This window comes from Acaryochloris sp. 'Moss Beach' (assembly GCF_021497025.1).
In the GTDB taxonomy this organism is placed as follows: domain Bacteria; phylum Cyanobacteriota; class Cyanobacteriia; order Thermosynechococcales; family Thermosynechococcaceae; genus Acaryochloris; species Acaryochloris marina_A.
Genome location: NZ_CP071717.1, coordinates 2,640,791 through 2,655,407 on the forward strand (window position 1 = coordinate 2,640,791; position 14,617 = coordinate 2,655,407).

At 47.7% G+C, this 14,617-nt stretch carries 12 protein-coding genes and 1 riboswitch; of the genes, 4 read left to right on the plus strand and 8 right to left on the minus strand.

Annotation, left to right across the window (positions count from 1 at the left end; translation table 11 throughout):
* Window positions 1–50 precede the first annotated feature (50 nt).
* The 7 genes from HRE53_RS12340 to thiC all read right to left on the minus strand — a co-directional run bounded on the left by HRE53_RS12340 (window position 51) and on the right by thiC (window position 8,261).
* Window positions 51–1,796, minus strand: coding sequence for a bifunctional diguanylate cyclase/phosphodiesterase (locus tag HRE53_RS12340; RefSeq protein WP_212663692.1), 1,746 nt, complete (start codon window positions 1,794–1,796; stop codon window positions 51–53).
* Entirely contained in the window at window positions 1,793–2,794 is a 1,002-nt protein-coding gene (locus HRE53_RS12345; protein ID WP_212663693.1) for a hypothetical protein, read from the minus strand. The genes HRE53_RS12340 and HRE53_RS12345 overlap by 4 nt, the downstream gene beginning before the upstream one ends.
* A gap of 6 nt (window positions 2,795–2,800) precedes the next feature.
* Entirely contained in the window at window positions 2,801–3,292 is a 492-nt protein-coding gene (locus HRE53_RS12350) for a Rab family GTPase (RefSeq protein WP_212663694.1), read from the minus strand.
* Window positions 3,293–3,298: 6 nt separating this feature from the next.
* Complete coding sequence (locus HRE53_RS12355) at window positions 3,299–4,984, minus strand: OmpA family protein (protein WP_235110763.1); 1,686 nt, start codon at window positions 4,982–4,984, stop codon at window positions 3,299–3,301.
* 253 nt (window positions 4,985–5,237) lie between these two features.
* On the minus strand, window positions 5,238–5,861 hold the full coding sequence (locus tag HRE53_RS12360) for a hypothetical protein (protein ID WP_212663696.1): 624 nt from the start codon (window positions 5,859–5,861) through the stop codon (window positions 5,238–5,240).
* A gap of 202 nt (window positions 5,862–6,063) precedes the next feature.
* Window positions 6,064–6,873 carry a DUF6816 family protein gene (locus tag HRE53_RS12365; RefSeq protein ID WP_212663697.1) on the minus strand — a complete coding sequence of 270 codons (810 nt, stop codon included), beginning with the start codon at window positions 6,871–6,873 and terminating at the stop codon, window positions 6,064–6,066.
* Between the two features lie 11 nt (window positions 6,874–6,884).
* Window positions 6,885–8,261, minus strand: coding sequence for a phosphomethylpyrimidine synthase ThiC (gene thiC, locus HRE53_RS12370; protein ID WP_235110765.1), 1,377 nt, complete (start codon window positions 8,259–8,261; stop codon window positions 6,885–6,887).
* Window positions 8,262–8,268: 7 nt separating this feature from the next.
* Window positions 8,269–8,362: riboswitch (TPP riboswitch) on the minus strand.
* 367 nt (window positions 8,363–8,729) lie between these two features.
* Here thiC and HRE53_RS12375 point away from each other — a divergent pair.
* The 4 genes from HRE53_RS12375 (at window position 8,730) to HRE53_RS12390 (ending at window position 12,683) form a co-directional block, all read left to right on the plus strand.
* Window positions 8,730–10,391, plus strand: coding sequence for an alpha/beta hydrolase (locus HRE53_RS12375; protein WP_235110767.1), 1,662 nt, complete (start codon window positions 8,730–8,732; stop codon window positions 10,389–10,391).
* Window positions 10,391–11,263 (plus strand): tRNA pseudouridine(55) synthase TruB, encoded by an 873-nt coding sequence (gene truB / locus HRE53_RS12380; protein ID WP_235110769.1) that lies wholly within the window; start codon window positions 10,391–10,393, stop codon window positions 11,261–11,263. Before HRE53_RS12375 ends, truB begins: the two co-directional genes overlap by 1 nt.
* Window positions 11,264–11,348: 85 nt before the next feature.
* Window positions 11,349–12,128: a peptidoglycan recognition family protein gene (locus HRE53_RS12385; protein WP_235110771.1), complete on the plus strand. Its 780-nt coding sequence runs from the start codon at window positions 11,349–11,351 to the stop codon at window positions 12,126–12,128.
* A gap of 225 nt (window positions 12,129–12,353) precedes the next feature.
* Window positions 12,354–12,683 (plus strand): hypothetical protein, encoded by a 330-nt coding sequence (locus HRE53_RS12390; RefSeq protein WP_235110773.1) that lies wholly within the window; start codon window positions 12,354–12,356, stop codon window positions 12,681–12,683.
* Window positions 12,684–12,982: 299 nt separating this feature from the next.
* On the opposite strand, the gene HRE53_RS12395 is transcribed toward HRE53_RS12390, so the two are convergent.
* Entirely contained in the window at window positions 12,983–14,536 is a 1,554-nt protein-coding gene (locus HRE53_RS12395) for an Ig-like domain-containing protein (protein WP_235110774.1), read from the minus strand.
* Window positions 14,537–14,617: the final 81 nt, after the last annotated feature.

Below are 14,617 nucleotides of genomic sequence, written 5' to 3' on the forward strand. Positions count from 1 at the left end.
TCAACCGCTGTCTAAGAGAGTAGCGAGATCTATCCCCTTTGCCAACTCTTTCACCAATCTTTCAGACCGTTAGTCATCTTTTCTTGCAGCAGCTCCACTGCCACTTGACCATCGACCGGTTTAGAGAATAAATGCCCCTGAGCTTCTTGGCATCCCATATCCAGTAAAAAGCGTCGCTGTACAGGGGTTTCAACTCCTTCAGCCGTCACATTTAACCCCAGGTCATGGGCTAACTCAATAATGGAGCGCACCAGATCGAGATTATCCACATCCATCCGTTTAATAAAGGACCGATCAATCTTCAAAGTATCCACCGGCAATCGCTGCAAATACTGCAGCGACGCATAGCCTGTTCCAAAATCATCAATACAGAGGCTGACGCCCATATTTTTAAGCTGATGGAGGGTATCGATCGCCGCTTGGTCCCGACTAAACAGCACACTCTCAGTAATTTCAATCATGAGTTGTTGCGGAGAAATACGAGTTTCCAGCAACACTTGCCTGACTTGAGATGCTAAATCCGGCTGATCGAATTGCTTAGCCGAAAAATTGACACTAATCGATAGAGGTTCTTCGGTAAATCTGCGCCACTGCTGAATGCGGAAACAGGCCTCTTTTAACATCCACTGATCGATCTCAAAAATCAGGCCCGTTTCTTCGGCAATCGGAATAAACTCTAAAGGAGGAACCATGCCCATCTTGGGATGCATCCATCGGACTAAGGCCTCAAATCCAATAATTCTTTGATCGGCTAAACACACAATCGGCTGAAAAAACAAGTTCAGTTCTTGCTCACGCAGTGCCCGCTTCAGATCATTTTCCAGCTGCAACAGTCGAACCGCTCGCGCATGCATGGTGGGATCAAACACCACATAATTAGCTCGCCCCAGCCCTTTGGCAGAACTGACCGCTGTATTAGCATCGCGCAGTAAATCTTCAGCCCGGTCATACTCCATCAGAGTTAAGGCAATCCCGACACTGGCCGTAATAAATAACTCTTGCCCACTCAACCGAAAAGGGGTTTGAAACTCTGCCGAAATTTGGTTGGCAGCCAATATTGCTGTGCTCGTCGCATCAATTTCATCCAACAGAATAATGAATTCATCGCCACTCAACCGGGCAAAGACATCAAATTCACCCAAGCAATTTTTCAGGCGCCAAGCAATGGAAATAAGGAGCTGATCACCGGCCAAACGGCCAAAACTGTCATTAATACTTTGAAAACGGTCAATATTGACGATTAAGAGCGCAAAATGATAGCTTTTTTTGCGCTTAGATCGTTCAAAAGCATGGGCCAACTGAATCAGAAAATAGGTTTGATTCGGCAGTCCCGTCAAGGCATCATAAAACGTCGTTTTGAGAATGCTTTCGCTGGTTTGTTTGCGCTCTTCAATAAAATCTAAAGTGCTTTCCCGTGCTTTTTGAATAAAGGATAGGAGTTCAATATATTCTCCCTCTGCAGCCTTAACGAGGAGAATTTTCTGAGATCCCAAATTTAGGGCTGCCGCCTCCAAATGAATCTCCTGATCTTGGCGATCGGCTTCACACCACATGCCCGACTTATACTGCCCTGGCTGATTGTCATGCCAAAACTCCACCGCATCTACTAGAAAATTAGCTAGAAAAGGCAAGGTCTTTTCAATCCAAGCCATATCTACGGTGAGTTGAACTTGAGGATAGAGCTGGGTAAACCAAGAAGGCGCCGTTCCTACAATTGTTAAGGAATGCTCATCAACCCGCTCTAAAATCAAAATATCTAAAGCAGAGAGTACATTTGCAGGAAGCGATGCCGTCATTGCATTGGGTGATAAGAATATAAGCTAGGGGCGTCAGTCATAGAATTCCCAGCAAGAGATGCCGGTCGAAAAGACTTCTGCCTTTTATCTAGCCCATCAAAGGTCAGTTTGTCGATGATCAAGGTCTTACTTTCAGAATTTTCATTTAAATTCACAGCAACATCCATAGGCTGTCCCATCACCGTTAAGGTTTTGCCAAATCCGACTTGCAGCAGGCCGATCGTGACAATCCCTGTCGTCACCACTAGGGCACATTGGGCCGATGGGCCAATGGGGGGTTGACGATCTTCAAATAATTGGAGGATACGCACACTCGCGTCTATCGCCTGCATCGAGGAGCTACGGGTAGACGGCAACACTCCAAACACAGCCACAATAGAATTACCAATACTTTGATGAATCAAACCGCCTTCATCCAGAATGGAGGGTGAAATTGCTGACAAGTATGCATCCAATATTTTCAGCGGGTTCGAAGCAGCAATATTATCATCAAGACCCTCAATATTACAACATTTCACAACTAGAATACTGAGAGATTTTTGCTCCCCTGCAGGCCGAATATCAAGGAAGTTTTCGGCCACGATCTCTGACTGTATTAAGTGGCCTAGAGAGCGAGCATGTTTTCGCCTCAATAGACTAAGGTCATTGACTTTTTGTTGAATGAGAACATGCTCTTCATTTTCAGAAGTCGCATCAAATAGGATGACCCAATCATGCTGGTTGTCGACAAAGAGATGCACTTCAGCAATAACATCTTCGTCTAGCTGCATAAATGGAATATGCATGGCCGCTTCTTGCAACGGCAATAAGCCTGCCAAAAAGAAAATTTGATCATCAATAGACTGGTTTAGCTCTAAAAGAGCCAAACCATACCGCTCGCAAGCACCACCAAAAGCCAGTAATTTGCCAGTTTTAGTGACTTGTAGATAAGCTGGAAAGCGATCTCGAACGACTGTAGAACAAAGAAATGTCACAATCGGTTGTGGGAGATTTAACATGGGTAACTAAATCATCATTTGCGCCAATTTTATAAAGCACTCTTCTACCCCCAATCCAGTCCTTGCACTCCCCAAACAGTATGTCCATTGCCGCTGGGATAATTCTTCGAGATCTTCCTCTCCGATTTCCCAGTCTTGGCTTAGATCATACTTATTGAAAATCGTAATAAATGGCACTTTGCCAATGGTGTCTTCCACTTTGGTTTGTAATTGGAAGACTGTTCCTAATGTATCTCGCCGAGTACCATCCACCACCAAAATATAGGCGGCGGATCCTCGCAAGTAAGACATTCTAATTTTTTGGAATTCATCTTCACCATGAATGTCCCATAGGATTAAATTTAAGTCTTGATCCGCAACGGTTACGCTTTTTTTATCGATTTTGACGCCAACAGTCGTTTGATATTTATCAGAATAAATGCCTTGAACATATCGAGCGACAAGGCTCGTTTTCCCAGTCGCAAACGCACCGACCATACAAATCTTTTTTTGGAGCATAAGCTATTAATCAGCGTCCGATGGATTAACAAAAATAACTTTAAACGTGACCTTGCGATTGGATTTAGAGATCTTAGCCGATTCTGAATTTGCGACTTCAGGAGGCTCAATACTCACTGCCTGTAACTGACTTTTCTCAATTCCCTGCTTGGATAGCAAAGAAATGATGGCTTTAGCACGGGTCTCCCGTACATAAAGATTAATCAATTCAGACCCACTGGTATCGGTATGTCCTTCAACCAAAACAGCAACGGTTTGGTTAATGGTTTTTGCTGTTTTAGTCAATTTTTTAATTTCTGCCACCAGAATTTTCAATTTGGCATCTTGCTTAGGCACCAACTGAGCATTTTGGGTAAATAAGAGGGTTTGAGCCTCAATTTTGGTCTTAATACTGGTCAGTACTCCCGCTTCAACTGGAATGACCTCTTGGGTATTGAAGCGGGTGACATTAGGCAGTCGCACGGCTAACTGATTCGCCTGGGTTATCCAGGCTTGAGGGGCTGTCCCCGTCGCTTCAACAGCGCCATTGGCATCGACGTCTAGGGCAACTGTTTCAGGAGGCTGCAGCAGCGATTTCACTCTGGATTTCACAAATGCAGTATCGAAGGATAGATAGGGCTCCCAATGAAAATCAATCTTGTCTGGATCGAGTTCGGTGGTTGAGATCAGGTCGGTTGGCTCAGATGCTAGAGGATCTTTCAAGCCGGATATCACATATTTGCCGTCTTTTTTGGCAGTTTGCATCACGACGATGCCAGACTCTTGATTCAGTTGATCGACAAAGCTCCGTACTTGATTACGCTCATGGTTAGACCACATGCCCCATGCCCCTAATCCCAGAATGAGAATCCCTGCTGCTCCACCAATCCACTTCAAGGGAGACGATTTTTTCTGTTTCGTTTGATATTGGGACTGCAAACATTCTTCTAGATAAGGCTGGCTGGGTTCAAAGGCACTGCTATCTCCTTGAAACTCGTGCAGCTGGCTTTCTTGGACTAGATGAATTCGTTCTAAGGCATTTTCCATCGTTTGCCGCAGTTTTCCAGGAGGATTTCCCCGAATAACGCAGGCAATAATAGCTTGGGGACCTTCATTGACCCAAATCGTTAACTCTCCTACCTGCAGACTGCCTAAGGTATCGTCACTCACACTAAAAGAGTCACGAACAAAGTCTTGAATCGCCGTAAACATAGCAGAGACCAAGTCTGCATCTTGAGCTGCAGCCGTTGGTGCTGCCAGATGCTGCAGCACCAAGCCCGAGTTTTTGTGAATCAGAAAAACCTGTTCGACCTGATAGACCAGGGTGCGCAACAATAGCACTTCCGCAAAAGATTTGCCTGTACGCCAGGCCTCAAACCGCCAACCTAAGCTTTGGGGAGAAAGGCTATGTTCGAGCCCCTGGTTCAGGGAGTCGGTTAAATTCTGTATGGCCACTGCGATCGCTTTTCGTATCGCCGGACCCATGATGGGAAAAAGGGCCTCAGACAAAATATTTTGATCGGTATTAACCGAAGATTTAATCGCCTGTTCTACCGTAGGCACCACCGCTTTAGAGACCGTTTTGTCCCCTGTCTCTAGGGTCAGTTGAATCGCTTGGGGCAACACTCGACTGACATCTTCCGAGCGGAGTTTGGTGTTCTCAAACTGATCTTTTAGATCAGGGCCAATCAGTAAGTTTCTGAGCTCATTCAACTCACTAGCCTGGGATATCTCTTTAGGGTGAGAGTTCCCACGATTTACGTTAGAAGATAAGTCACTCATGAAACATCAGGCTGCAATGATTTGATCCGGCAATATCTCAAGCAATCTACTATCGCTGTAGATATTGCCATAGTAAAGGTCATGATGGTAATCGGCTTGAAGTTTTATTGCGCATAGCCCAATCCAATGTGACTCGCTAATGATGCAAATTTTGCCACGAGTGAACACTGGTATGCATTGAAGCCTAGGAGTTAGCGCGAATATTCAGCGCTAGCTCGCTAAAGAGATTAGCTAAGTTAGCTCGATCACTATCATCAGCCGAATTGAGTGCTTGCACTTCACGTTCCAACAAGGCTCTAAGCTCGGCATGCTTATCATCAAAGTTGCCGCTTAAGGATGTCAGTTTTTCTTCTAGGGTAGCAATCATTGTGGAGTGTCCCTGCTCTACATCTTCCCCTAGCTGCTCAAGCTGAGCTTCGACAGCAGATATCCCTTGTTGATACTTTTTATTAAGGTCAGATACCGCTGCAGTTTGGGAATCATGATTGTCTTGCAGCGTTTGGGTTAGAGCCTGTAAATCTTGGCGGATAGACGTTTCTAAAGATTGAAGATTCTGATGGAACTGCTCGCGAATATCTGCGCATTCGCGATTGAGCTGATTTTCTAGCTGTTGCAAGCGCTGTTCTTGTCTTTGCACCTGCTGACCGAACAGCAAATCTCTGATCTTGTTCAGAGTGTCGAAATCGACTGCTTCATTCGCAGAGGCAGCGACTAACGCATCCGTATTCACAGGCTGTTCTATTGTCGCCTGATCTTCAGAAGAAGACGTTGCCAGCGCTGTCGTTGTTTTTTCTTCAGAAATTGTCATGGCCACATTGCGGTAGTTTACGACTTAATTGAGCCAGTCATGTTCACGGCCTGAGCGGCGTTACTGCACTATGCACTAGACATAGATTTCCCTACATTAGCTTAGATCCTAGCATTGCTTTACAGAACATGACTGGATCCACTCACTATCTCCGCCACCACTCTTTTATCAGCGTCGATTAGACCCTCACAATGGGGCTGGATTACTCGGCTACCAGCACTAGATGATAGCGATAGAGAGCAACCGGTTGATTCAAAGCTTGAAAATAGTTTGGATCCTGAGGGGATAAGTAGATAGCCGTGACTTGATCCGCATCAATTTGGGCCGGACTCGTGTTGATGTAGCGATAGGAAGTCGTATTTTCGACTTGGTTGAGATAAATTTGGGAGCTGCTGCGAAACTCTTGCTGAAAAAGTTCGCTAGCAACCCAGGTGTCGTTCTTAGCATCGAATTCAGTGGTGCGATCGCTAATGGTCGACACTAACTGTCGCCCCTGATCGAGCACCGTCGTTTGGCGATTGGGAAAGCGAGGATCAACCTTCACCGTTTGCACAGCCCCCTCTCCTAGGTAAGCAGCGGCTAAACTCCGACCATTGAACGCTAAATCAGCAATGACCGCAGGTTTACGAGATAACAATTCCCACGGAGAAGCATTGGCTAGCACTTTTGCCTTTAAGGGCGTCCGTTCTTCTACAAAACGCACCGCAAAGGTCACAGGCTGATCTACCAAATTCTCGTTATCGGCATAACCAGGGGTAACTAATTTGGGCGCGAGGGGAGCCGCCAGATCCACTAGGGTACTGGTGACTTGCCAATCGCCTAAAAACCAGTCGGGATAGACCAAGTCCCCAGATGCAGGCTTAAGTACCGGTTTCCCTTGCCATTCTGGAAAGGCCGCTAGCCGTTCCGTTAACGGACTAGCCAGCCCTGGTAAAGACCAGCAGCAGAGCAATAGTGCAAGACAGATACCCCACCCTTTCACTCTGTAAGGCCGCCAATCTTTACCGTTCACATCCTTTTCTCCTAACGCGCAGAGCCGACCTGATCCTTAGCCAAGAACTTCTCCAGCTCCGTTAAGGCATCGGCATCGACTTTAGTTTGCATAGGACAGAACTTCGGTCCACACATAGAGCAGAACTCAGCCGTTTTGTAGATATCGGCGGGTAGCGTCTCATCATGGTACTCCCGGGCCCGCTCAGGATCGAGGGACAGGTCAAACTGGCGATTCCAGTCAAAGTTGTAGCGAGCTTCAGAGAGCTGATCATCCCGATCGCGAGCGCCAGGACGATGGCGAGCAATATCTGCTGCATGGGCTGCAATCTTGTAGGCAATCAAGCCATTACGCACATCTTCTGCATCCGGCAATCCTAGATGCTCTTTAGGCGTCACATAGCAGAGCATGGCAGTGCCATACCAACCCGCCATAGCGGCCCCAATCGCAGACGTGATGTGGTCATACCCCGGTGCAATATCGGTCACCAACGGTCCCAGCACATAGAAAGGAGCTTCAGAGCATTCCTCCATTTGCTTGCGGACGTTGAATTCAATTTGGTCCATGGGCACATGACCTGGACCTTCCACCATTACCTGGACATCATGTTCCCAAGCTCGACGGGTGAGCTGGCCTAGGGTTTTTAGCTCTGCAAGTTGAGCATCATCAGAGGCATCATGGGTACAGCCCGGTCGTAGGGAATCACCCAGGCTAAAGGACACATCATGCTTTTTGAAGATTTCGATGATGTCGTCGAAGTGGGTATAGAGAGGGTTTTGCTTGTGATGATGGAGCATCCACCGAGCCAGAATCCCACCGCCCCGAGAGACGATACCGGTGATGCGATCGCGCACCAAGGGCAAATGCTCAATCAAGATGCCTGCATGAATCGTTTGGTAGTCCACACCTTGGTGGGCATGCTTGTCAATGATATTCAGAAAGTCATCGGCTGTTAGATTCTCAATATTGCCATGGACGCTTTCTAAGGCTTGATAAATGGGGACCGTGCCAATGGGGACAGAAGATTCATTGATAATGGCGGTGCGAATTTCATCTAAGTTACCGCCCCCCGTCGACAAATCCATCACGGTATCGGCGCCGTACTTGACCGCTAAACGCAGCTTGTCGAGTTCTTCTTCCATATTGGAAGAATTGGGAGAAGCCCCAATATTGGCGTTCACCTTACATTTGGAGGCAATGCCAATGGCCATCGGTTCCAAATTGACGTGATTGACGTTGGCGGGGATGATCATTCGTCCCCGAGCCACTTCTTCCCGAATCAAATCAGCCGGAAGATTCTCACGTTTGGCAACATGGTCCATTTCTTCAGTGATTTGGCCCTGTCGCGCATAGTGCATCTGACTGACATTGCTCTGCCCATGACGGTTAGCAACCCATTGATGACGCATATTAAGTTCCTCGGATGAACAGCTTCCCTCCGCCGGTGCTAGCCGGTCTCAGGTTCTAAGGGTTTGATCTCAGCCGTTATACAGCACCCCTAGCTGACACAGATCCTAGCATTGACGGGCAAGACCCATCTCTGCAATTTTGTTTAAGTTTTCCAAGAATTTGTGGAGTTTTGTCTGACTTTTACAACGAGTCGGTTAGGGACATCAGAATTTTCTTGTCTTTGGTAGCAATATGAGAATAGTCGATGTATATCATGGCTTAATCTCCAAAATCTTCTATTAAACTTACCAGAAGCTCTTTTTTGAGAAAAAAGACTCAATTCCAAAAAAAGAGTGGCAACTCCCCAGAGAAACACAGTAGGCTGGCAAACGTAGGGCTATGCTGCCATTGCAGCGATTCCCTACCGATGGGTGACCGTTGCCCGTCAATCGGGTTGAGCCAATATTCAAAACGTTCGGAAAACAGTGATGAGACGACCGTACTTCAATTTCCGTCGATATAGCCGCTTGCTGAGTGTGGCGTTGTCCGTGGCTTTGCTGCAAGCTGGGCCAATGCTAGCGGCTGAGCGTATCTTTTTATCCTTTCTATTCTTAGAGCGTTCTATTCCCATTCGTGATCTGGAACTCTATGCCAAGGAAGGTCGTAAGAGCAAAGCGTTGGCCCCTTATTTAGGCTACTTTAAACCAGAGCAACAAACTCAACTGCGAGCCAGCTTACAAGAGCGTCTCCCCCTCAACGCAGTAGCCGTTGCCCAGTTTCTATACACTCCCGTTGGCGAAGCCTTACTCAACCGCATCCAACAGGTAGTGCGGACCAAGTCTGGACAAGGCAGTTTTTTTGCCCTCCGCTCTGCTTTAATTTTGGCCGCTAAAGATCCTGAAGGATTAACGGCCCTGAGCGTTTTGCGCCATTTCCCCAATGCTGGCGTCCAAGTAGATGTCAATACGGCCCTTGAACTACTCAATCAAGTGCAAACGGCAGTCAAAACCACTAATGCCACCGTTAACGCAGTGATTCAGCAATCTAAAGCGGATCCTCAAGCCGATAGCCTAGCAGGCTGGTCTTTATCTCAGTCGGGTCTTTACGATTGGGAGCGCATCACCTTAGAGAACTTAAAGGATGATAGTGAAAAGCGCTTGAAGTACACTGGCACGGCCCGTGACTTTGCTGCTGATCTGTATTTTCCAACCACAGCTTCAGACACCCCCTATCCGGTGCTGGTGATTTCTCATGGATTTAACTCCGACCGCACCACCTATGCTTACCTAGCACAGCATTTAGCCTCCCATGGGTATGTCATCGTCATGCCGGAACATTCTGGCAGTAACGGTCAGCAAATCGTTGACCTCCTGCAAGGGCGAGCGCAAGACGTCACCGATCCCACTGAATTCATTGATCGCCCTTTAGATGTCAGCTATCTCCTCGATCAACTGGCCCAGACATCCATTCCAGATCCACGATTCAAAGGCAGCCTCAATTTAGAGCAGGTTGGCATTCTAGGTCATTCCTATGGGGGATATACGGGTTTCGCCCTAGCGGGAGCTACGCCTAATTACAAACAATTACAGCAGGCTTGCCAAACCGGCTTAGAGTCATCCCTCAACATTTCCCTCGCCTTGCAGTGTCAAGCCCTGCAAACAGCAGATAAAACCGTGGATTTGAAGGATTCGAGAATTCAATCCGTAGTGGCCATTAGCCCCATTGGCAGCAGTTTATTTGGAAAATCCGGCTATCAAACGATCCAGGTTCCTGTGATGATAGTGGCCGGAAGTGCAGATACAATCGCACCGGTACTACCGGAACAAATCCAACCCTTTCAGTGGTTAACGACCCCTGAAAAACAGTTGGTCTTGATTAATAATGGCTCCCATTACTCTACGGGTAATACATCTGCCAGTTCCCCTGATGTCTTGTCTGCCTTAGGGACGGGAGATGGTCCGAGTCCATTAGGCCGCTACTATACCAAAGCTCTGAGTACGGCGTTCTTTGGCCGCTATGTTCAGGGTCAGGAACAGTTCGCCCCGTTTCTAACTTCCAGCTATGCTGCCAATCTCAGTCGTGAACCTTTAACCTTGCATCTGACACCGACCCTGACTTTCCCCGCAGCCCCAGCCAAGCAGGACTCTTGATGCTCGGTTTTTTGAATTTGCATAAGCCCACCGGCATGACCTCTCATGACTGTGTGGGGAAAGTTCGGCGGATCTGTGGCCTTAAGCGAGTGGGTCATGGCGGCACCCTTGATCCATTAGCAACAGGGGTTTTACCGATTGCTCTTGGCCCCGTAACCCGTCTTCTGCCCTATCTGCCAGAACAGAAAGCCTATCAAGCAACGATTCGCTTTGGTATCACCACCACAACCGATGACTTAGCAGGAGATATTCTGTCCCAACAGGCTGCTGAACATCTCACAACAGAAGCAATTGAGGCAGAATTACCGAAGTTTCTAGGCTCCATTGAACAACGGCCACCGGCCTACAGTGCCATTCAAGTGCAGGGTCAGCGTTTATATGATTTGGCTCGCCAAGGGAAAGATGTGACGGCTCCGCTGCGCACGGTGGAGGTGTTCGACATTCAGGTACTGGATTGGCAGGTGGGTGAACATGCGGAATTGGAGGTTGCGATCGCATGTGGTCCCGGCACCTATATTCGCTCTATTGCCAGGGATTTAGGTGAAGTTCTGGGAACCGGAGCAACCTTGTCCCAACTGACGCGAACCCTCAGTTGTGGCTTCGCCCTCCCGGACAGTTTGACCTTCGAGACGCTAGAAGATCAGGTCCAGGCAGGAACATTTACTCCCCTTGAGCCATCTTTTTCCCTACAACAACCGATTCTTCATTTGCCTCTGCTGGAGGCTCAGCGTTTTTGCTGGGGGCAAAAACTTCCTCAAGATCGGGGCAATGGCATGATGCAGGTGCATGATACTTGCGATCATTTTTTAGGGATGGGTGAAATCATCGACGGGCTGCTCAAGCCCAAGGTCGTTTTACCCCCAGCATCATAAAAAAATATGCTGATGGAATCACTCTAAAAAGCAGCAATGCTATACTCTGGCCAAAATTATCGTTTCCTCCTCTCCCACCCCCACTATGCGTAGGTTCACGTCGAAATCCTCTCTCCTTAAAGGTCTAGTCTTATTTATTGGCGCCTTTTTCTGCATCCTTGCCCTTCATGTCAATGCCGTTAATAGTCAAACCGTTCACTCGGAGTTAGCCAACTTCCGACCCGTAACGGTCTGGCGGCCCGCCCATAAGACCAATTTTGGCAAACGGTACCCCAAGGATATTTATGGGCGGCCCGTGAATAATCAGCCTATTGTGGTCCTCCACGAAACGGTCAGTTCAGGAGCCTCTACCATCCGCTTCTTTCAGACGCCCCATTACAATGAATCCGAGCAAGCGAGCTACCATGACTTAGTCATTCGCAATGGCACGATTGTGCATCTCGTTTCTAGGGAGAATCGTGCATTTGGTGCAGGCAATTCTACATTTAGAGGCCCCAACGGCCCCGAAAGTGTCAAAACCCATAAGATCTATTCCGCGTCGGTCAATAATTTTGCCTATCACATTTCCCTAGAATCCCCACCGGATGGCCGGCATAATGGCAACCGTCATAGCGGCTATACCCAAGCCCAATACAAATCCCTGGCCTATCTAGTGGCGAATAGTCAGATTCCTACATCTCGGGTTACCACTCACAAAGGGGTCGATCGCTCCGGCAGTCGTCGAGATCCTCGAAGTTTTAATAATCGCTACTTTACAAGCCTGGTCCAACGGTTTAGCCAAATCAATCAGGCAAAATCAGTCAGTCCAAATGCTCCGGCTTTTGTGGAAGCAGAGCCACCCATGCCGGGTCTAGAAGATCGCTAGAGCATGATTAAAAAACTAGAAACGCCTCTACCAGGACCATACAGAGGCTTTCTATTGTTTAGCTGACATCAGTGTCAGCTGAGGATTCTGTTTCTGTTGTCCTCTCAGAATTCTCATTGTTCCTTTATCCACCATTCAGCAAATTATAGGGACTCACCCAGATCGCCATCATTCCAGCTTCAGGTACTCCTCGTACATTGAAGACATTGAAGTTGGAGAACAAACATGACACGCATTCATCAAGTCGCTTTTTCAGTCGTCACAAGCTTTACCGTTCTCAGCGTTGGTGTAGCTTCCTCAGCTCTAGCTGAAACCATTACCGTCACTCGCGGTCCCAATGGCGCTTCCCACCCAGTCAAAATAGACCGCATTCCTCAAGATGCTCAGGTCCAGCCCAACACCCCCGCGACTTCCGTGCCAGAGGTGAGTAAGAAAGGGCCTAATGGTGCTCCTCAGATTTCTAAAACCGAGACCAGCCCAGTCGCTGCTCAATCTTCTGGCAACCTGCAAGTAGTTCAGCGCGGACCGAATGGTGCGGCCCATATTGCGAATTAGGCCAATTGATCCAAGCTGATACGGAAGTATTCACCACATACTGGAGCTGATTTTACCCCCCTATCATCAGCTCTTTTCTCCGTATCAGCCTTTCGTTTTTCTCCAACAGATCCCTTACGGCTAAGGGAAATACTCCTTAGTCGTAGGCTTTTATTCTGATGGAAATGACACAGGTTTATTTTTGGAAACTTTGTAGCCATCTATGAAAGGGCAGCAGCAAGTACATTCTGTAGAACGCCCACCGCAACTCAGGGGGCTAAGAGATGGGGTTAGAGGTTGCTCAAGATAAGTTGCTCTACTTACGGTAACCAGAGGGGGTGAATACCTGAGAGTAGTTTCTGCGGTTTGCCATCCCTTGAAGACACCGTGTTCTCTAGCGGCAAGGGATATAACCATACAGAACTATCGCTGACCGTTTGGCCCACAGTATCTCGAACAACACTCTGACTGGGTTTATCTGTAATCGTCACTTCTTCATAAAGCAATGCCGAACCATCCGGGGCCAGGCTAAGGCTACCGCTCGACTGTTTGGGGATAGTGATCAAGCGCTGTTTTTTGCCCGTGTCTAAATCAATAGCGGTGATGTGTAGATCAAAGCTGGCCGTTTGGCTCTGATTAAAGGTCGTGTATAGACAATAGACGGTTTGCGTACTGGGATTAATCTCTGCATCCAAGAGATACCCTCCTACCGTGAGTAATTTTTGTTCTTGGCCCTGATTGGACAATAGATAAAGCGAACGAGTAGAGTCGGGATTGTTTTGGGCCATGAGGGCTGCAGAACCATCTCTGGCAAAACTCAAAATTTGGTCAAACTTGGGCCAAAAATCAACGGGTTTGCTGTTGGCATCCCCATAGAGTGGCACCATCGCAACGCCTTGATTCTGAGAAATAACCAAGGTTTGGCCATCTGGCGTAATTAAAAATTGACCATCTGCATTATGTTGAAGCTGACGAGGGGGCTCTGAGTCGGTTAATTCCCAAAGGCTAACGGGTTCATTTTCTTGGCGGCTAAACTGCTGAACGATGAGCACTTCTCCATTGGGAGTGATCTCAAAATCTAGGAGTTGATAGTCTTGATTTTCCAATAGGAGTTGATAGCTCGGTTGAGCTGCCGGGGATGATAAAGGGACGGTATATAGCTTTTGCTCAAATAAATCTTGGTTCGATTCATCGCGTTCGACAGCGGTAAACAAAATGCGATCGCGTTTAAGATCCGCCTTAAAATCCTGCACGGTCAAAGTCTCTGGCGTTAGGATCTGATGGGTGTTTTGGGTGAGATTATGCAGCACCAATCGGCCATTTTCTTGGCCATCAATCCCGAGATACATCAAGGCACGATCGCGACTCCGAAACTGTCCCGTAAAGGGCTGCATTTTCACCGACTCCTCTGCAGAGCCGGGAGTCGCATCTGTCGCTTGGTCGAGGGTCACTTGAAACGATTGACCGTAAGGAGCAGGCTGGTTGAGAGTATAGGCTAATCGACGGCCAGACCAGCTGAGTTTGCCAGGAATGGAGGGCTGAATCTTCAGATTATCAGTGACCGATTGCCAATCCATCGCTCGATTAAAGGAGAGAATAAAAGCCGTATCTTCTACCCCAATCTGCTGATCTTGCCAGCTAAACCCTCGGACCTTGGGAAAAGTATGGTCTCCGCTCCAGATAATTCCTCCAATCAACAGGCTCAACAACAGGATAGCTACAATCGCCACTCGATCTAAGGGATGCGATTTGGACCAAACGGCTAACCCCATCAACGGCTGTTTCAAATTATCCTCACCTGCCATAGGTTTCTCCATCCCTATCTCTACGGACTGGTTTTGGCCAGAAGGCTTTGCCAGACTAGGGTATGTCATAACATTGACATCTACGCTTCTGCAAGGGAGGCAACAGCAATGACCTGATGTTTCTGATAAGCTAGGGGCAACTTTTGGGAT